Origin of the sequence: Lysinibacillus fusiformis, from assembly GCF_003049525.1 — a bacterium.
Taxonomy (GTDB): domain Bacteria; phylum Bacillota; class Bacilli; order Bacillales_A; family Planococcaceae; genus Lysinibacillus; species Lysinibacillus fusiformis.
The window spans coordinates 474674-494978 of the sequence record NZ_PYWL01000002.1 but is presented as its reverse complement, the minus strand read 5'-3'; the positions used below and the strand labels follow the sequence as shown (position 1 = coordinate 494978).

The 20305-nt window shown below is 39.6% G+C and carries 17 protein-coding genes and 2 pseudogenes; 2 read left to right on the top strand and 17 right to left on the bottom strand.

All coding sequences use genetic code 11. The annotated features are described in order from the left end of the window. Positions 1-121 precede the first annotated feature (121 nt). Genes C9J29_RS07280 through C9J29_RS07260 form a run of 5 tightly spaced genes read right to left on the bottom strand, consistent with a single transcriptional unit; the run spans position 122 to position 3866 of the window. Positions 122-1060 carry an ABC transporter permease gene (locus C9J29_RS07280; protein ID WP_107921858.1) on the bottom strand — a complete coding sequence of 313 codons (939 nt, stop codon included), beginning with the start codon at positions 1058-1060 and terminating at the stop codon, positions 122-124. Next, positions 1038-1958 carry an ABC transporter ATP-binding protein gene (locus C9J29_RS07275; RefSeq protein ID WP_107921857.1) on the bottom strand — a complete coding sequence of 307 codons (921 nt, stop codon included), beginning with the start codon at positions 1956-1958 and terminating at the stop codon, positions 1038-1040. The genes C9J29_RS07280 and C9J29_RS07275 overlap by 23 nt, the downstream gene beginning before the upstream one ends. Positions 1959-2001: 43 nt before the next feature. Beyond that, positions 2002-2724: an ABC transporter ATP-binding protein gene (locus C9J29_RS07270; protein ID WP_008175787.1), complete on the bottom strand. Its 723-nt coding sequence runs from the start codon at positions 2722-2724 to the stop codon at positions 2002-2004. 9 nt (positions 2725-2733) lie between these two features. Further along, positions 2734-3090: a GntR family transcriptional regulator gene (locus C9J29_RS07265; RefSeq protein WP_008175786.1), complete on the bottom strand. Its 357-nt coding sequence runs from the start codon at positions 3088-3090 to the stop codon at positions 2734-2736. Then, positions 3087-3866 carry a hypothetical protein gene (locus C9J29_RS07260; RefSeq protein WP_107921856.1) on the bottom strand — a complete coding sequence of 260 codons (780 nt, stop codon included), beginning with the start codon at positions 3864-3866 and terminating at the stop codon, positions 3087-3089. The genes C9J29_RS07265 and C9J29_RS07260 overlap by 4 nt, the downstream gene beginning before the upstream one ends. 208 nt (positions 3867-4074) lie before the next feature. Here C9J29_RS07260 and C9J29_RS07255 point away from each other — a divergent pair, with 208 nt between their 5' ends. Beyond that, entirely contained in the window at positions 4075-4287 is a 213-nt protein-coding gene (locus C9J29_RS07255) for a hypothetical protein (protein ID WP_008175784.1), read from the top strand. Positions 4288-4346: 59 nt separating this feature from the next. Here the strand turns inward: C9J29_RS07255 and C9J29_RS07250 are convergent, their stop codons facing one another. From C9J29_RS07250 to C9J29_RS07235, 4 genes and pseudogenes are all read right to left on the bottom strand, one after another. Beyond that, complete coding sequence (locus C9J29_RS07250; RefSeq protein WP_107921855.1) at positions 4347-5897, bottom strand: hydantoinase/oxoprolinase N-terminal domain-containing protein; 1551 nt, start codon at positions 5895-5897, stop codon at positions 4347-4349. Beyond that, positions 5890-6993 (bottom strand): DUF917 domain-containing protein, encoded by a 1104-nt coding sequence (locus tag C9J29_RS07245; RefSeq protein ID WP_107921854.1) that lies wholly within the window; start codon positions 6991-6993, stop codon positions 5890-5892. The genes C9J29_RS07250 and C9J29_RS07245 overlap by 8 nt, the downstream gene beginning before the upstream one ends. Next, a pseudogene (locus C9J29_RS07240) lies at positions 6990-8197 on the bottom strand (cytosine permease). The gene C9J29_RS07245 and the pseudogene C9J29_RS07240 overlap by 4 nt, the downstream one beginning before the upstream one ends. A gap of 190 nt (positions 8198-8387) precedes the next feature. Beyond that, on the bottom strand, positions 8388-9980 hold the full coding sequence (locus tag C9J29_RS07235) for a PucR family transcriptional regulator (protein WP_089984901.1): 1593 nt from the start codon (positions 9978-9980) through the stop codon (positions 8388-8390). Positions 9981-10145: 165 nt separating this feature from the next. Here C9J29_RS07235 and C9J29_RS07230 point away from each other — a divergent pair, with 165 nt between their 5' ends. Next, positions 10146-11000, top strand: a complete 855-nt coding sequence (locus tag C9J29_RS07230; protein ID WP_089984902.1) for a pentapeptide repeat-containing protein — start codon at positions 10146-10148, stop codon at positions 10998-11000. Positions 11001-11059: 59 nt separating this feature from the next. On the opposite strand, the gene C9J29_RS07225 is transcribed toward C9J29_RS07230, so the two are convergent. From C9J29_RS07225 to C9J29_RS07190, 8 genes and pseudogenes are all read right to left on the bottom strand, one after another. Next, entirely contained in the window at positions 11060-12775 is a 1716-nt protein-coding gene (locus C9J29_RS07225; protein WP_089984904.1) for an FTR1 family iron permease, read from the bottom strand. Further along, positions 12750-14009 (bottom strand): iron uptake transporter deferrochelatase/peroxidase subunit, encoded by a 1260-nt coding sequence (gene efeB / locus C9J29_RS07220; protein ID WP_008175764.1) that lies wholly within the window; start codon positions 14007-14009, stop codon positions 12750-12752. The genes C9J29_RS07225 and efeB overlap by 26 nt, the downstream gene beginning before the upstream one ends. Before the next feature lie 6 nt (positions 14010-14015). Beyond that, positions 14016-14885 carry an iron uptake system protein EfeO gene (efeO, locus tag C9J29_RS07215; protein WP_090001875.1) on the bottom strand — a complete coding sequence of 290 codons (870 nt, stop codon included), beginning with the start codon at positions 14883-14885 and terminating at the stop codon, positions 14016-14018. Between the two features lie 162 nt (positions 14886-15047). Beyond that, the gene (locus C9J29_RS07210; protein WP_008175758.1) at positions 15048-16250 is read right to left on the bottom strand and encodes an MFS transporter; all 1203 of its coding nucleotides are present in this window, start codon (positions 16248-16250) and stop codon (positions 15048-15050) included. Positions 16251-16263: 13 nt separating this feature from the next. After that, complete coding sequence (locus C9J29_RS07205) at positions 16264-16683, bottom strand: MarR family winged helix-turn-helix transcriptional regulator (protein WP_107921853.1); 420 nt, start codon at positions 16681-16683, stop codon at positions 16264-16266. A 519-nt stretch (positions 16684-17202) separates the two neighbouring features. Further along, positions 17203-18000, bottom strand: a pseudogene (locus C9J29_RS07200) (nuclease-related domain-containing protein); the annotation flags it as partial. A gap of 289 nt (positions 18001-18289) precedes the next feature. Beyond that, entirely contained in the window at positions 18290-19297 is a 1008-nt protein-coding gene (locus C9J29_RS07195; protein ID WP_008175751.1) for a FecCD family ABC transporter permease, read from the bottom strand. Further along, positions 19290-20291, bottom strand: a complete 1002-nt coding sequence (locus C9J29_RS07190; RefSeq protein ID WP_008175749.1) for a FecCD family ABC transporter permease — start codon at positions 20289-20291, stop codon at positions 19290-19292. Before C9J29_RS07190 ends, C9J29_RS07195 begins: the two co-directional genes overlap by 8 nt. Positions 20292-20305: the final 14 nt, after the last annotated feature.

Below are 20305 nucleotides of genomic sequence, written 5' to 3'. Positions count from 1 at the left end.
TTTCATTAAGTTGCTATTATTATAGGCGCAATTTGAAAAAAAATAAATACTTTTTTAATAATTCATGATATAAAAAAAAACCGTACCCCAATAAAGCATTAGGGCACAGTTCTTATTTAAATTATGCAGTAACATCTCGTTTCATAAAGGATGTATAACTAATCACTAGGAAAATTACGGCGTAAATAGCTAATACAGTTAGCGAGAATGGCATTGTCATATCTGGAACCATTAAAATATCTTTTTCATATTGAGTTAAATCTGAATGTGTTAGCCAAATGTATTTTACGATATCGTATCTACTTAAGAACATGACTATCATGCCACCTGTAAATGAAAGGAACATTGTTAAGCCGATTGCTAATGAGCTAGAACGGAACACTGAACCAACTAAAAAGGCAAATAATGTAGACATGACAAAATCACCTCCAGATAGTAGGTAATGATAAGCTAAATCACTCCATACTGCCTTTTCAGCCACCTGACCATTGACAATTTCTAATTCCACACCTGAGCCTATACCAAATAATACCAAACCTACAATTGCACTCACGACTACGTTTACAGCCACTAAAAACAAACCGAATAAGAAGGTCGTCAATAGTTTAGACGTTAACACTTTCGCACGGGACATCGGGCGAGTCAACAGCATTTTTATGGTACCTGTTGAAAATTCACTGGAGACAATACTTGCGGCTGTAATCACCGTAAATAAAGTGACAAGTGTTAGCATATTGCTTGTAAAGGACATAAAGCTTGCAAGGCTGTTATCTTTTTGACTCGGCGCATCATGGGCTAAACGGTACTCCGAAATAGCAATTTGCTCTTCAAAAAATGCTTTGTCTTCCTCGGATATATCCTCCTCAGCTAGCATTGCCTTATTATTTTGGATAGACTGCTGCTCTATCTCCTGCCATGATCCCTCATCTGACGATTTACCCTCATAATATTTCATGATGCCACCAGGAACTAGAATGACAAGGACAAGCATAGCGACCATTGCCCACGTCCCTTTTTTATGCCATAATTTCATCCATTCATTTTGAATTAGCTTCAGCAATTTGTCCGCCTCCAGTCATTTCTAAGAATTGATCCTCTAATGTTTTCTGATGTGGCTGTACGGCAAATAGCTGCATACCTGCTTGCACAAGCCCTAACGTCAATGCAGGAACATCTTCTTTCTTCAATTCAATTACATAGCCTTGATTCACTGCCTCAAACTTGTAATCATGTTGTGCCAGATGGGCAGAAACCTGCTCTTGTGGCTGTGCTTCCACATAGTAGAACGACGTACTTTCATTGTGAATTTCACGAATGTCTATCAGTTTCCCATTTTGTATTACGGCTACTCGATCACACATTAATTCAATTTCAGATAATAAGTGACTGGATACAAAAACAGAAACATTATCTTCTGCCGCAATTTTGCGAAGGTACATACGGAATTCCCGAATACCAGCAGGGTCTAAACCATTCGTTGGTTCATCTAATATTAGAAATTTTGGTCGATGTAATAGCGCCTGAGCAAGCCCTAGTCGTTGACGCATACCAAGAGAATACGTTGCAACCTTCTCATGGATACGATTTTCTAGACCCACCTGTTTAACGACTTCCATGATTCGTTCTTTTGTAACATTTTTATGCATCCGTGCAAAATGCAATAAATTTTTATAGCCCGACATAAATTTATACATTTCTGGATTTTCGACAATCACACCGACCTTGCTAATCGCTTCCTCATAATGCTCCTGTAGAGAAAGCCCATCAATGATTACCTTGCCCTCTGTTGGATGCATGAGACCTGTCATCATACGAATTGTCGTTGTTTTCCCTGCTCCATTGGGTCCTAAAAAACCTGTAATTTGTCCTGGATATAAATCAATGTTTAATTGTTGTATTAATTTCTTTCCACGAATGGTCTTCGATAGATTTTGCAATTGAACAATTGGTTCTGTCATATTTATTCACCCTTTCTTTTTTGTTACGGCTAAGCCTTTATCGTTAAAAGCTATTGCGGTCTGTGTCATTAGTAGAAGGACGATAAAAACCTTTCATCCACTCAACCGCATCTTTATTGGTCACATCACGTAATGTCTCTACATCTTCATAAGCTGTGATAGAGCCCGCTTTTAATAAAATTATTTGATCTAAAATAGGTTCAACCTCATATAATTCATGTGTAGACAGCAAAATGGTTTGATTTTCAATGTCCGTAAATTGAATTAAACCTTTAATGAGCTGCTCTCGCACAATAGGATCTAGCCCAGCAAATGGCTCATCCATTAAATAATAAGGAACTTCTCGGCCCAGTGTAGCAGCCATTTTCATACGACCACGATTCCCTTTTGATAATTGACGTAGCTTCGTATTTTTATCCACCTGTAAAAATTCTGCTACGATACAAGCCTTGTCATAGGAAAAGTCTTCAAATTGAGAGGCGTAGTGCTGAAAAAGCTGTTCACCCGTATAATAATCAAAAAACAAATCTGTATCTGGTAAGTAAGCAATTTGGTCCGCACTCCGTCGGGAAATGGGTTGACCATTCAATACTACTTCACCAGTTGAAGATCGTAGTAAGCCCGCTAAAACTTTGAGAAGTGTAGATTTACCACTACCATTTTCCCCAACTAGCCCAATTATCTGTCCAATAGGAAAGGAAAAGGATATATCCTGTAAAATGGGCTTATTCTTATACTGAAAAGAGACATTCGATAGCTGTAACATTCCTTCACCTCACGCTTTATTTTTTAAAACAATGAGCATTTCTTCTTTAGAAAATCCCAATGCCTCGATGGATGTTAAAAAACTTTCGGCTAACTTATTTTTCATATCATCCCGTAACACTTCAATGCGTTCCTCATTGGTCGTAATAAATGTGCCCTGTCCTCGTTTGGTTTCCGTTATATTCATTGCCTCTAACTCCTTATAGACTCGTTGCACCGTGTTAACATTGACACCCGTTTCGACTGCATATTCTCGAACAGAGGGCAGTCGATCCCCGAGCAATATGTGCCCCTTCAAAATGTCCCCGCATATCCGATCGACAAGCTGACTATAAATCGGTTTATCACGTGAAAAATCCATCGTCATCGTAATACCACCTTTTCAAGCCACTTGGATGCCGCTAAAAAGAGCAGCACGATGAGTAATATAGAAGCAACTTCTTCCACAACATAAATAGAGCCTAGCCTCCATTCCATCGTTGTCGCCGCTCTTACTTTGGGTAGAAATGGTTCTAATTTGCTTAACGAAATGGCGCCACGTTGGAAAACCGTTTCATAAAACGGACTCTCCGTTATTCGTACCCAAGCAGATGTTGTTAAGCCAAAAGCCACCATCGTCAACACAATGGAAAAACGCCCAATTACATGCTTCAATTGCAAGTAAAAAGCTAAAAAGAACAACAGTAAAACAAATAGCATAAATTGGAAAATAGTTAATCCAATAACGATTATTACTAAAACAAAAATGATTTGTCCAATATTTGCAATAAACTCTTCTTTTAGATGAAAGAGGGCAAAACTCACAAAGAGCGTATTAAAAAGCGCATACCCTATTAGTGAACAGGTTATCTTTGCTCCAATAAGCTTTGTGATGGAACTAGTGGAATGGAGCCAACTTTCCTTAGCTTTAATATCCAAACGCATACTCGCTAAAAATTGTAAGACGGAATAAAATCCACCTATAAAAAGGACGAGAAGTGTAAAGGCAAATGCAAGCTGATTTTCTTGAGCAAAGAGATCAACAAATTGATGCAATACATAGGGAACGATCCAGGAAAGCATAATGCCCGAAAATATTCCCATCAAAAACCATGAGCGATAAAGTACCCATTCTTTTTTTAAAAGTCCTACAAAACTTTTCATGCTCAGCACCTCGTGTCATAGTGTACTAGTCAGATATTACACTATGACTTCTTGATTTTCAAGTGCCAAATACAAGAAAAAGGAAGATAGAGCCTCATTTGATTAGAATGAAACCTTTAACCTGTATAGCATAGGGACTTCACGCATCAATTTAGTAAAATCACAATACATTGAGAGCACACAAAGACGAAGAAAAGGTGATAGTGGAATGGAAAAAAGGGTGCTATTTGATTTTGACATTGAGTTCACAAATGGAGGGGGCATTCAAGGACAAAAATTCCGCCTTGATATTGAAGGAGATGACATATCTGACGAAGAGTTAGCTCAATATATTGTAGAAGATATGAGGTTGCTAATGGTTGACAAAGTAAGCATTCTTAACAAGAAAATTATTAATGAAAAACATAAACGACAAGATTAGTCCAACTCAGACCTCTTAATGCATTAAAAAAGAAGAGCCCTCTTTAGGACTCTTCTTCACTAAACCATTTTCCCTACTACTTTTACTTTTAATCTTGTTGCGTTTTCTGGATGATAGGCTAATGGCGTTTCTTCCACTTCAACCAATTCAATGGTATCCGCAAGGGCACCTGCTAATACAGCTTGTTTCACTGCTTTATGTTGTGCATCCTTTAGAGATTCCTCTCGAGGTTCTTTGGAATAAATATAAATTTGCTCGTATTGTCCACTAATTTGTGCAATGGATGCTCCAATGGCATTTGCTACACCACCATATTCCGATTTGGCAATCGTTGAAACACCTTGAATTTTTTCTGGCACAATAATACTACCCCCGCCCACTAAAACAAGCGATACATCCTCTGACGATGTTTTCATTTTATCAATGGCCTGTTCTAGTAACGAGGAAATTTCTTCTTGAACGGCTTTAGCAAATGCTTCATCAATATGTGCCACTAAATTTGGATCTCCTACTTCTGCAAGACCTAAACGGACGGCAATATCTGTTGTTGTCATCGTCGACCCACCAAATACTAATGCCTCTTCACTAATTTTATAGCCAACACTATCTGGTCCAACGGTAATTTTATTATCCTTCACTCGAACAATACTACCACCACCTAGTCCGACTGAAATAATGTCAGGCATTCTAAAGTTAGTGCGGATATCCCCTACTTCCACCGCTACTGAAGATTCTCGGGGGAATCCATCTTGTAACACACCAATATCCGAAGTCGTACCGCCTACATCTAATACCATTGTATTTTGAATTTGTGATAAATACGAAGCACCTCGAATACTATTTGTAGGCCCACAAGCTATCGTCAAGATTGGAAATTGCTTCGCATAGTCGATGGACATTAATGTACCGTCATTTTGACAGAGGTACACTTCTACATTAAAAATGCCTTCCGCTTGAAGGGCTTGAATAAAACCCTGTGTTGTCGCCTCAATGACCTTGCATAGAGCTGCGTTTAGAATCGTTGCATTTTCACGCTCAATTAAGCCTACAGAGCCAATTAACGATGAGCAAGAAACCGGGAAATCTTCACCATAGATCGCTTGAATCCAATTACGAACCTGCAATTCTTGATCATTTTTAATAGATGAAAAGACACCTACAATGGCAATTGATTCTACTTGGTCACGCCATTCTTCTAAGAGCTTTGTAATCTCTTCCTGATCAAGCACACTCAATAACTGGCCATCGTATTCATAGCCTCCATGTGCGATCGCATAATTTCCTGATAATTTTTCAATCATATCGGATGGCCAAGCTGTATAAGGTAGCACCGATGCTGTAGCTGGATAACCCAGTCGAATCACACCAACCCTTGCTAGCTTCTTACGTTCAACGATGGCATTTGTACATTGAGTAGTCCCTAGCATGGCATGTGTAATTTTCGTTTTATCAATGTTTGCACCCTGTAATAATTGCTGTAACGATTGTTCGATACCTGTTTTAATATCTAAACTTGTCGGTGACTTCACACTATAAACAAGCTGACTATTATGATCTAAAAGTATGGCATCTGTATTTGTTCCGCCTACGTCAATTCCGATTTTATACATGTTCAGCTACCCCCTTTTTCACCAATTCTTCAATTGGCACGAAATCATAATCATAGCCAAAGTATTTTGGTCCTGCTGTTTCTATCCCTTTTGCTGTGCGCCATTTTTCATGTGATGGTAAACCAATGACACGCACACGTTTACCGTATTTTAAACTTTCTGTCGTCACAGGCAATAGTGTTTCATAATCGACTAAACAAATCAGGTCAGGTGTCATCGCCACAACTTGATCGTTCTTCTCTGCCAGTAAGTTTTCATTTTGGAAATGCACCTTCATTTGATCCTCTTTATAGCCATCAATTCCTTCAAGAAGCATTTTCCCTAAGTTAAAGCCGCCCTTCGTTTCACGAATCACATCAACAATTTTCCCTTGAAATAGCTCGTACCCTGCAATAAGCTTTAAAAGTCTTGCTAGCTTATCGTTTACCTCTTGATCTTTAGAAGCAATAATTTCACCGATTTTTTCAGAAAGTGTCACAATATGATGCACACCACTTTTTTTAATTTGAGCTCCAGTTGTTGGATACAAGCTCACTAAAGAGCTCGCTCCCATCTCAACAGTTGCCGAGCGGGCGATACGCTCTGTCCATTTATTATCAATCGTTTCAAAAATGCCGATATTACCCTTTTCATCTGTGATGGCCATAGGGGTTGCCGAAATACCATCTAGATTAAACGTCACCATTTGCAACTCTGGGAATGCGCGCCCCATACCATCGCAATCAATTAAAGGTAAACCTAGCTGAGCAGCCACCACAATCGGAATCATCGAATTGACCCCACCCGCTTCCATCGGGTATGTACCAGCAATTTTATCCTTCCCTAAATATTGCGCAAGCTTTTGGAAAACTTTTACGAACTCGTCGCCACGAGGAAATTTTTCAACTAAAACCGATGGTGCTCCCATCATAGCTGCGGGAATGAAAAAATCCTCATCCTCAATTTCATCCACGGAATACAACCGAACAGGGCCATTTTTTTCAATAGCAGAAAGTGCCATTAATTTCCCGATATACGGATCTCCGCCACCACCTGTTCCTAAAAATGCTGCACCTATAGCTATATGTTCAATAGCCGCTTGATCTAAATATCTCATCTATGTTCCTCCAATATGACAGTTTTTTGTACGGATACACGATACCCAATATAATAAATAGCAAATGAAATAATAATGCCGATCATCGGTTGATTAGGTAATGTCGGCAATTCAGGAAATAAAGAGAATACGACGGGCATACAGGCAATCACTGCCCCAATTAGCCAAGAAAACACCCCTAAGCGATTAACGCCTTCCACCTCAACCCAGCTATCTTTACGACCTTTATGGATGACCCAATAGGAAGCAATCATGACTCCTGCAACAGGTGGAATCATCGCGGATAGAATCGACATAATCGGTGTGAAGTAATTTAAAATCCCTATGACTGCTAAAATCGTACCAATTGTTCCAGCAACAAAAATTGCGATTCTCTCTTTGTTTTTTGCTACGTCAAATACATTAATTAAGGCAATACCGCCTGAAATCGCATTGACCAAATTGGTTTTCCAAGTAGCTAAAATCAAGCCAACCCCGCCGATAAATGGTGTAGCAATATGCAAAAAGACTGCGGTAATGTCACTTGTTTGATAAGCAATTGTTAAAATAGCGCCTACGCCAATCATTAGCACTCCAGCAGGAATAATACCTAACGTAGCAGCCTTGAAAACATCCGAACGTTTTTTGGAAAATTGAAAAAATCACCCGCTATAACTGCCCCTAATGCGAATGAACCAATTGTCACTGCTAAACCATCCATAAAACTCATATTTCCTTGTGGTTGGTAAGCACGTATGAACTCCAGCTGATCCCCTGTTAACGTTTGGACTAAACCATATACGCAAATAATGACTAATAATGGGACAGCAATATAGCTTAATGTACGTAATACTTTGATGCCATAAATAGCAGATACAACCATGACCATACCGCTTATGAACGAAGCTAGAGGAACTGGTATATTCAAGTGATAGATTGCTAGCAAATTCGCTAAGGCAACCCCGCAAACATTAGCCTGAATACCAAACCACCCTAAGCAAGCAATAGCTAGGATAATAGATAAAATAGTACGAGAGCCTTTTTTACCGAACACTTGCCCAGCGACATGGACAGTCGGCTTACCTAAATCACTACTTTGCATTCCTTGTAATATCATAATGAATACGACGATCGCGTAGCCTACAAACGCTACAGCCAATGCCTTCGATAAACTCATACTTGTAATGAGTGCATTTCCTACCAATAAACTAGGAATACATATCATGGCACCAGCCCAAATAATCCCTAAGCTATACCACGATTGAACATTGTTGTCATTTCTCAAGCGACTCCCTCCTTATTCTTGGGTGTGGATTAATGTTTTTAATTATAAAGAAAGCATAAAAGGGAGTCTTTTGCGTAAATAAAAAAAATAATCTGAAATTTTGTTCAAAATAACAAAATTCCAGATTATTCTAATCATTAATTAATCGAAAAAGCATGCAAGCCATATACACATCATAAAATTCAGCGTAAATGGTCACATCTGTGCCAATCAGCTCACTAATTTTTTTGATACGATATTTCACCGTATTTTTATGAATATAAAGTAGTTCCGCACAGCGCTCCACACTTGCATTCGCATCCAATAAAAAGGTAATCAATGTCTGTAATGTATCATGATCATGTAAAATAGGGTCAATGACTGATAAATATTCCTCAATCATTTCTTCCCCCTGCTTACTTATATCAATAGCTCGTTTCATGGAACGAACCTCGGCTGCCGTAAACAATTTTCGCATGGGGTATATCGTGTTGGCTTTATCACCTACCTGATTGACCAACTGATACATTTGACGAACAGCCTTTGTGTTTTTCATTTTTGGAGCATAGACGATTTCTGCAATTTGCCCAGCATAATTGGTAGTTTCATTATATTCGACAGTAATTTCCAACTCATGGTGTTTGTACAAGCAATTCCCGAGTAGCACAATCATACAATGGTCAATACATTGAATGACTCTTGTTTGATAGTATTTAGACAGCTGCTCTTCTAACTCATTTCGAACCTTTTTTTCATCCGCTAAATCATGCATATAAACTAACCACATCATTTGAATAGCAGAAACATCAATATGGAGGAGATTGGCTAATCTTCTCATTTTTTCACTTTCATCATTAATGATTGCTTTGACTAAGGCATATTCGCTGACCTCATCATGCTTGTCTCCCCATAAATTAATTGCGACTTGGACAACCTCACTCACCTTTTCAATTGTCTTGGCAGGTAAATCGGTATTTTCCTTTATAAGGAATAAAAAGAGAGGCTCCCCATTTTTTTGATGCACTCTTTTATAGTCAATCACACATGAGATATCACTTCGTTTTAACTCGAATTTACCTGTTTCACGATAAACTTGTGATTGTGAGCATTCATGCACAGCGTGGACCACATCTAATGATGAATTTCTTGGCCACATGACTTGATTGATAATATCCAAATGACTATTTGTTAACAGAATATTGGCTTTCAAGCGATCTGATAGCATTTTCAATGTAATTTCGACACTTCTTAAATGCTCAGGCAATAAGGATACCTTCTCTAATGTTTCCTTAACGAAGTGGTCATTGACACCCTGATTACTAACAATCGCTTCCATAACTTCATAAATAACCTCATTATAACGGAGAGAATAATCATTCTTTGGCATACAGATGATAATAAACCCTTGAGATTCGGCTAAGGCAAGCACTTCCTCAGGTATATGTGGCAACACAATACCAACATAATATAAGATAAGGCCCAGCTCTCCTAAATCGTGTAAATGCTGAATTGTTTCACATTGCTGTTCCACACTATCTCGAATGGAATAAAAGGAGCTAATCACCAGTTCTTCTGCATACCATTCCTCTTGCACACGATTGATAATTTTCGAATAAAAATCAACATTCGATACTTCTAAAACGGATAAAGAAGAGACCGTGCGATGCAGATTATCTCGACCTGTTAAAACCTCTGCCCCGCGAAAGGATGGCAATTGCAATAAATCTTTTACCGTTACCCCCATGTTCAACCACCACTACTTTTCTAAATTTTCTATACAACGTCTTGTGAAGAAGAATACCATAATCGCACCTGTCTTTCAAAATATGGTTGTATTCATATTTCATAAGCTAGCATGTACATGCTAAAATAATAGCTAAGTTTATGAGGTAAGAGAGGGAAAAAGAGGATGTCAAATCTAACAAATAGAGACTCATCGTTTGGCACGACAATCCGAGAAATCTTACAGGCAGATTGCCAAAGCTGTTTTGGGTTATGTTGTACAGCATTAAATATAGTGGCTTCTAGTGATTTTGCCATGGATAAACCAGCAGGCAAGCCATGCTCCAATTTAAAGGAGGACTATAGCTGTCAAATTCATAGCAAGCTAAGAAAAAGTGGCTATAAAGGCTGTACTGTTTTTGATTGCTTAGGGGCCGGTCAGCAAGTTTCCCAAGTGACATTTAAAGGGCAAGATTGGCGCCAATCACGAGAACATGCTGAGAAGATGTTTCAAGTGTTTCCAATTATGGAGCAGCTATATGAAATGATTGCGTATGTAGCTGAAGCTCTCTCCTATCCTGTTGACGATACGCTCCATGAACAGCTCCTCGTTCAATTAGAGCAGCTACAGCAGGCAACGGAGCTTGACGCTAATAGCCTATTGGCGCTGGACATAATTGCTATTCGTATGCCAGTAAACGCACTTCTTTTAAAAACAAGCGAACAAATGCGGCAACAGCTAGTAAAGGGGAAAACTTCTCCCAAATTAAATCAGCGTGGTGCTGATTGGATGGGTAAAAATTTCAAGGGGAAAGATTTGCGAGCTACTGATTTAAGAGGTAGCTATTTAATTGCTGCCAATTTACAAGGAGCCAATTTACAAGGGGTAGATTTCATTGGGGCTGATATGCGTGATACCAATTTACGCGGCGCAGATCTATCGACAAGTTTATTTTTAACACAAATGCAAATCAATGCCGCACAAGGTGACAGCACTACTAAACTACCTTCTTATATTAAACGTCCAGCTCACTGGCAGTAAAAAAGGATGCCTCTCTAAAGAGACATCCCTTTCCGGCCATAAGCGTTTGCTAAAGACACTTAGGCTTGCTTCTTTTTATAAATAATGGTTGCCACGATCAATGCTAGTAATATCGCTTGGCCAATCATCGTTTCTACGGTTGGATAGAAACCAATCATGCTTATGACAGGTAAGCCATCAACAATCGTTGTAGAAATCTTATTAGTTAGCTGCAATGTATGCAGACTGACACCGATAATTTTAAAGGCTAATATATAAATAAGCCATGTCGCTACGGCAAAGAATTTATGAATAGGCATTTTGCCACTTGCCTTAAACAACACAACGGCAAGCACGGCAAGGATAATGAGCGCCACGACAATCCCTAGGATAAATTGAGAAGTCGCCATTTTCGGTGCAATACCCGCATAAAAGACAAGCGTTTCTGCCCCTTCTCGGAAAACGGATAAGAAGCTAATCGCTGCCATCGCAAAAATAGAGCCACTTGAAATGGCATTGCCCATTTGCTTCGAAATATAGCGATTCCAACTGACCACACTCGATTTACTATGCAGCCAGATACCTACACCAATCATCATTGCTGCAGCCAGTAAGCCTACATAGCCTTCCATTAATTCACGATTCGTATCAATTGTAGCCGAATTTAAAATCGTTGACATAAGAACTGCGGCAACAGCTGATAACAGAACGCCCACAAACGCTCCGATATAAATCCATTTACGCATTTTCTTCTGCCCTGATTTATTAAGAAATGACACAAGAGCTAATATAATGAGTAAAGCCTCTAGCCCTTCTCGAAGTAATATTAACGCGGCATCCCAAACTGTATAATCTGAATCACCTTGAATTAACTCAATTTCCGTACGGAAGGTATTTAATTTTTTCGTAATAGCCTCTTGATCGACAGAGGATTTTAATAAATCACTCGCGATGATGGGCATATCACTTTCAATTTTTGTATAGAGGCTACCATTACGAGTTGAGATTTCTATTTCAACTCGTGGCCAAATCGTAATAAATTCTCGAACCTTATTAGAGGCTGCCTTATAATCACCATCATCTACATAGTCCAACGCCTCATCAATATAAGCAATTAATGTAGCTAACGAATAGTCCCCTTCTACCGCTTCAGCCGTTTCTTTACCCGCTACAAAATCTACAATCGTTTGTTGTAAATCTGCAAATTGAGTTTTCATTAATGCGATATCCGGCTCTTCCGCAGAAATAGAGATTCGTAGAAATGCCATCTGTGTTTCGATTTGCCCATACATGGCAATACTTTGCTCACGTACAGGTCGCTCACTTTTATTCCACTTAAGATTAAAATCCTTGTAGGCTTCATCAATAGCCTGAACATCACCACTAGCTAAAGCATTTTCAAAGTCTGCCAAAATTGGCTTCATCTTTTGCCCAAACTCTGCTCGCTGTGCAGCCTCATCCACTGGGTTTTCCAGTTTTTCTAGCGCACGTAGTGCATTCGACAATGCTGACAACGCCTCTAAACGGTCATCCTTTGACTTGGCCTCTGTTGCTTGCGCAAGGATCTCATCAACCTTTGCTTTCGCCTCTTTTTGTTCAGAAGAAACCTTAGCCCAGTCTGTGGCAAACTGTTCAATCGCCTGTTTCGCCTCTGCCTCTTTATCCTGCTTCGTATTCATCAATGCATCACTAATCGCAATATATAAAGGACTATACGATTGCGCAGCTTGCACAGGTAAAGCTAAAGTCAGAACTAAAGCAATCACCATACTACAGCGCGTTAAAAAGTGCTTCACCTAAATAACTCCCCTTTTGTACACCAGGGAAGCAAGCAAACACTGCACTGCCTCGATGGGTAATATACTCATTCATTTTATCCATACGCCCTAAGCTATTTTGTATCGTTGTAAATTGGGCTGGGTCCTTTTGAAATGAAATAAAGATAAGCCCCGCATCATGAGTACCTGTATTCGACATCACACCTGATGCATAGGAATAGGATCTACGTAAAATACGAGCTCCTGATTTACGGGCTAAATGAACATGTGATGTATCAGGCATAATATAATTCCCTTTATCATCCTTCGCCTCTACATCAAAATCATCAAATTCCTTTGTCTTACCCATCGGTGCCCCACTATCACGGTAACGTCCAAATGTAGCTTCTTGATCTTTTAAAGATGTACGATCCCATGTTTCAAGATGCATTTGCACTTTACGTGCAACTAAATAAGAGCCGCCTTTTAGCCAGCCTTTATCCACCCAAACAACCTTTTTTAAATCCTTTTCATCTGTAATGGATGGATTCACTGTGCCGTCCTTGAATGCAAAAAGATTTCTGGGGGTCCCACCACCTGCTGGAAACGAGTTAAAGCCAGACTGTGACCATTTAATCTCCACTTTCCCAGATGCTGCACGCACTAAATTACGGACCGCATGGAATGCCACCTGCGGATCATCTGCACAAGCCTGAATACACAAATCACCACCTGTATATTCTTTCAGTAGCTGATCCTTTGGGAAATGTGGTAAATCCTTTAACTCCGCTGGCTTTAAATGCTGCATACCAAGCTTATCGAATAAGGAAGCACCCACACCAATAGTAATTGATAAATTGGCAGCATCTAAGCCCTCTGCCTCACCGGTATCACCAGTCGGTACTCTCGTATTCGACGAAATATCAGCCATTAATTCACCATTCATTAAACGTACAACAAGAGGTGTCCATTGCTGGAATAACTCTTGCAATTCCTTCTTCGATGTCACTAACACATTTAAAGAAGCAAAATAAATATTCGTTTGTACAGGTGTTACAATACCTGACTGATGGTTGCCGTAGAAATTGACCTTATTGCTTGCCGTAGTACTGTCAGCCACAGGCTCAAAAACATCATAGCCCATTGCTTTCATTACACCACCTAAACCAGAGGCACCAATGGCAACACCTGCCACCCCAATGCCTGTCAGTTTCAACATATCACGTCTAGAGATTTTTTTATTCATCCATTTTTCTTCATTTGATGCTGTCATTTATGTTCACTCCAAAATGATTCCCATTTGACTTAATGGTTCTCCAAGCTGATTCACCGCTGCCGCAAGCGCTTTTGTGTTGTCCTCTGTTAATTCCTCATAGGATATATAACCACCATCGGCAGTTGCATGCTGTGCTAATAAATCGTCCACCGCTTTGAATTTTTCATCAAGTGCTGTGACTAATTTTGAATCTTTCGCTTCTAATTTTGAACGTAAAATTTCAAAGATTTTTTCAGCACCTTCAATGTTCGCTTTAAAATCATACAGGTCTGTATGGGAGTAAATTTCTTCCTCACCCGTAATTTTAGATGTGGACACTTCATTTAATAAATCAACTGCACCTGTAATCATTAAATCCGGAGTCACTTCAACTGTTTGTACAAGGGCATGTAATTCCTTCGCATCTGCAAGTAGCTGGTCAGCCACAGCCTCATAGCCTTTTGTTGTATTTTCTTCCCATAGCGCATACTCAAGCTTATGATAGCCTGACCATTCTTCTTCGCCTTTTCCTTCTTCCTGTATATCAGCTAAACGACCATCAATACGTGGATCAAGGTCGCCAAAGCTTTCCGCAATTGGTTCAGAACGTTCAAAATACATTCGCGCTGGTGCATAGGCAGCTTTTGCTCCTTCAATATCGCCAGCCTTAACAAGATTCACAAATTTCTCTGTTTCTAGTAAAAATTGATCCATTTGCTCTAAAGCAAATTGTTGATAGTCTGATAGTTCAGAAGATAAATCAACCTCTTGTGCAGCTTTGTCTGTTTGCTCTGTTTCAGGCTTATCTTCTTTTTTTGTATCTTCTGTATTACCACAGCCAGCCATTAGAATGCCTCCTGCTACTAATACTGACAATAATGATTTATTTTTCATACTTCGTACCTACTCCCGATTTTGTTTTATATTGTGATGATAATGATTATCATCCTCTAATGCAAGATAATTTTTTTGAAAAAGAAAAAAACGTCATTTTTAAGTTGTTTTCTAAGAACAACTAGAAAAAAGACGTTTTTTCCACAATATAATGATTCTAATCTACGAAATTTTTGATTGTTTCCATTTTTCATGTTTACCATGTAAGAAATAATAAAGCACAATTGATAATAAAATGACAAAGACCATCGCAAAGAATATGGCTCTGTAGCCCGCAGATGGAACAAATAATCCTAAGAAATATGGCCCTACACCTAATCCTAAATCATAAAAAATGAAGTAAGTAGATGTCGCAAGTCCTAAACGTTCATTCGGAGTTACTTTAATAGCAATAGCCTGTGCAACAGAGTTGAAGTTACCATAGCCAATACCGATACAAGCAGCAGCAATTAAAAAAGCAATCGTTGTTGACGCTGAACTAAATGCATACATACCAATAGCAAAAATCACCAAACATGGATAAATGATAATATTAGCGCCTCTTGTATCCAGTAATTTTCCTGTAAATGGACGTGTAGCTAAAATGACAATCGCATAGATAATGAAGAAATAACTACCTGCTGATACTAAATCAAGCTCCTTCGCATAAAACGTCATAAAGGACATGACGCCTGAATACGCAAAACCGATGACCAGTGCAACAAAAGCAATCGGTACAGCTCGCAATTCAATGAAGTTTGTCACCTTAAAGCCAGCCTTCGTTGCCGCATCCTTCGCCTTCTTCGGTGCATCTGGCACTGTTACGATAAAATACATGAAAAAGCAAATAATAGCTAAAACTGAATCTACAGCAAAAATCATGCGGTAATCCTCAAACAGCTGCGTTAATAAAATACCGACAAATGGTCCAATAGCTGTGGCCAAAATCGCACTTAAGCTATAATAACCAATTCCTTCACCGCGTCGCTCAGGAGGTAAAATCTGTGCAATAATCGTCCCCGTCGCTGTACTTGCCACCCCTAGGGCAATCCCCTGTACTAAACGATTTAGCATAAGTAAAGGTAAATTCCCTGCTATAAAATAGGACATCGTTGACAGCATAAATAAAAGCAATCCACAAAATAATGTTTTCTTACTGCCCCAATCCCCAATAATACGGCCCGTTCCAAGACGCCCTAATAATGTCCCGATAATAAAAATACTCGATACAAGACCCGCTGTACTTGTAGACGCATTAAAATGCTCCACTGCATAAGCAGCAATCGTAACCATTAATAAATAAAAGATTAACGTAATGGTAAAATTAATGAGTGAGACAATTAAAAAATCCTTTGTCCATAGTTTCTTTCTTGTTGTTCCTTCCACGTTACTCGCTCTCCTATTGATTAATATTCATACAAATTCTTTCAAAAACCTGTGTCGCTATTTCAATATCTCGCTGAGGTACACCTGCCAGTGCATGCTCAAAAAATGGCTTCAAGTGCGCTTTAATCTCCTGCACAAGCTTCTCCCCATACGCCGATAAATGGACAAGCTTTTCCCGCTTATCCTTGCCCGCCATCGTTTCCACATAGCCAAGCTCCACAAGTTTATGTACAAGCTTCGTCACACTCGGCTTCTCAATAGACATAAAATTCGCGATATCCACAAAGGAATGCGGACCTTTATCCTTTAAAAAACGAAGAACTGCCCACTGTGAGCTATATAACTGATACGGTTCAAGTTGCACATTCAGCTTATTGATAAATGGTCTATACATTAAACGATACTGATTAAAAAACTCCTGCTCACTTGTCACAAGATCACTTCCTCTTTATAATAGTTAGCCTAGCTAACTATATACCTAAAATCTTTATTTGTCTAGTTGGGATTTCTAGTATATAAAATAAGGGTATTTTGGTTAAATTCGTTATTTTTTATGTAACACTTGATGAAGTGGTGAATTTCTTTGGAAGGAGAAGGAGAAATAATGAAAAAGGGTATAATTTCAGGCATGGTATTTATGTCACTTTTATTAGTCGGCTGTAATGGAGAAGAGAAAGGATGGACAAGGAGTAGAAAGTGAGCAGGAGTATCCGTCACTTTTCCTTTTCTATCCGTCACTCTTTGCGATTCCCTCATTTCGCCTCTCCACCCGCGCCTTCTTCATGCGTATCCATCACTTTTCACTCTCTATCCGTCACTTTTTCCGTTTTATCCGTCACTTTCCTCCCTCTATCCGTCACTCTTGATGTTCCGCTCACTTTGCCTCACCATCTCCCCACAAAAAAACTACAATTCAGTCTGGCTAAATTGTAGTTCGTTTCTATTCCATGATTCAATACTGTCTATGTTTCTTTGTTCTGTCTGCTTTTAATGGGAGCTGCTGTAGTAGCTTGTAGGCGACGTTTGGGGAATCGATGGCAAAGAATTCGCGGAAGCTTTTATTGGTGAGCTTTGGACCTACTAATAATCGATAATCTTCGAGGGCTTTTTTCAATGCATCCTGGTCGACCCATTTACAGCGAGGGCAATGCCATTTTTTATAATGGTAGTTCATTGGCTGACCATTCGCACAATGGGGACATAGAACCCCCTTTACCATCTCCTCAAGAGGCACCTTCACCTCTCTTTTTATTGTGCTATGCAGGGACATAAGGTGCATAGCACATCGAAAGAGATTTTCAGTCTCTACTGGTTGATGCCGGTCGAACCATTTTTGTAAATGTGTACGTAATCCGGTTACATGAAATATTGGCTGTCCATGAAAACCTTCTGATAAAATTCCATTTTTTGTTACTAGCACGACTGCATGCAAAACAGGCAATTGAAATTTTTCTTGATGTAACAGTTTTTTCATCCATCCTACATGTCGTTCAAGTTGAAGAAATGGGTCAGTCATTCCCTCTACCTTGCCTTCTGAGGTCATCCGTGTCAATTGTGCAAAGGCGGTATCATATGAGAGAACGCCTGTTATATTTTTGATTTCTACAATCAGTAAAAAGTGTCGACATAGAAAAATGGTGTCCATTTGGTGAGTAGAGCCGAAGTTATTCATCGTTTGAAAATCATGGAGAAAATAATAGGGGGTAGGTAGGTCTATCTCAAGCCATTCTGCATCCACACGCTGTTCGCCTGCGTGTCCAGCCTTTAAACGTCTTTAGTTTTCATCATAATTCGAGTACTCCCGGTGAGAGTTTGAGAGTCTTCAAACAATGGCTTCTAGTGTCTTCTGTGTTTCCAATGTTCGACGTGCTAATAGAATCATTTATTCACCTTCTGTCTTGATTATATAAAAAAAGAACCTCAACAAATGAGGTTCCTAAAAACTTGCCATATACATTTAGTAAAATAAATCTTTCATTCATTTCAGTAGTTCAAAAGCCTTTGCTTTCGTGCATCCATTTACTCGTGCTATCACTTTTCTATACATTCTTCCGTAATAAATATAAAAAGTAAGGTGCCCCGATAAAGGCAACAATGATACCCGCTGGTACAGTTGCAGTAGCAATGGCAACACGACCAATAGTATCGGACAGCATTAATAGACTTGCGCCAATGAATAATGTCAATGGTAAAAAGAATTGGTAGCGTGGTCCGACAAGCTGTTTGGCAATATGAGGTGCCATCAACCCTATAAAGGCAATACCACCTGTTACAGAAACTGCTGCTGCTGCTAGTGCCACAGCGACGATTAATAAGCGTAACCGTTCGCGCCCGATATTCATCCCAAGACCTACAGCTGTTTGCTCCGTCATCGCCAAGACATTTAGGACATTGGATTTATAGAAAATATACGGAATCCCCACGACAAGCCAAGGCACTAAAGCCCAGAAAAATGGCCAATCCGTACCCCAAACACTACCTGCAAGCCATTGGGCAATAAATTGCACATCACTTCGCTCTGCTGAGGAAATTAATACCATCATTACGCCAGATAAAGCAGAGGCTACCCCTACCCCAATTAAAATCAGTTGGACGGGTTGCACTCCTTTATTGCGTTGATAAGAGAAAAAGTAAATGCAAAGGGCAGTGAAAAGCGCACTACAAAATCCTACAACTGGCAATATATAAGCAAAGTGTGGAAGATCTCCATTTACAAGTAAATAAAAGACTGTAATCCCGACACCTGCCCCTGCATTAATACCAATGATCCCCGGATCTGCTAAATCATTGCGTGTAACCCCTTGTAGGACTGCACCTGCTAAAGCTAATGCCATCCCAGCCGCTGCTAATACCAACATTCTTGGTAAGCGAACTGAGAATAATACGAAGGATTCTTTAAAACTACCATCGCCTAGCAAGGTTGGGAGAATGCGATCAAACGAAACAGAGGCAGGTCCTAAAGAAATGCCTAAAACAAAAATGAATAACGTGACGATAAGCCAAGTAAAAAACCATTTTCGCTGTTTTTTGCGACCTTCTTTAAACAAATTGGCGTCCTCCCTTCCGTACTAATAGTAGGAAGAATGGTAGACCAAGAATCGAAACAATCGCTACAACCGGCGTTTCAAATGGTGCATTAATCATACGTCCTGCAAAATCAGCGGTCACCATAAACCAGCCGCCAATAATTGCGCTCATCGGTAAGACAAAACGATAGTCTGTCCCTACAAATGCGCGAACAATATGCGGAACCATTAAGCCAACAAATGCTAGATTCCCAACAAGAGCTACGGCAGAGCCTGCTAAAATAACGACAGCAAACATCATAATACCTTTAATCAAAGTTGTGTTTTGCCCAACACCTACCGCTACTTCTTCATTTAAACTTAAAATCGTTAATTGACGACTAAAAGCAAATGACAATAGGAGACCAATGACAATGACCGGAACGATCAATAACGCCTGCCATGTCGTGCCAATGAATCCGCCACTTGTCCACATCGAAACATCCTTGGAAATTTGAAATAAAATGCCCGTGCCTTCAGCAACCGCTTGTAATAAAGCAGTAACTGCTGCACCAGCTAAAACAAGTCTCAATGGAGAGAAACCTTTCTTAGTAGAGGCACCGATCCCATAAACGATCATCATACCAATTCCAGCCCCAATAAAGCAGGCTAAAATTAACGTATAATAGGAAAATTTCGGGATAAACGCCATCGTTAAAGCAAGGGCAGCATTTGCCCCTGCTGTTAAACCAAGTAGCCCTGGATCAGCTAATGGATTGCGTGTAACCCCCTGCATAATCGCTCCCGCAACTGCGAGTGCACTGCCAACAAAAATGGCAGCAATGATACGAGGAAATCGAATTTCACGTAAAATCGTGTAATGCTTACCACCACTTTGTCCGACAATTGCTTGATAGACATCTTGAATGCTCGTATTCGCTGCACCTAAGCACAGCGAGATACTAGCCGTGCCGATTAATACGATCAATGCAAGCAATACCTGAAGCCAAAATGGTAACTGTCGAAACTTTGTCATTTGCCTTCGCTACT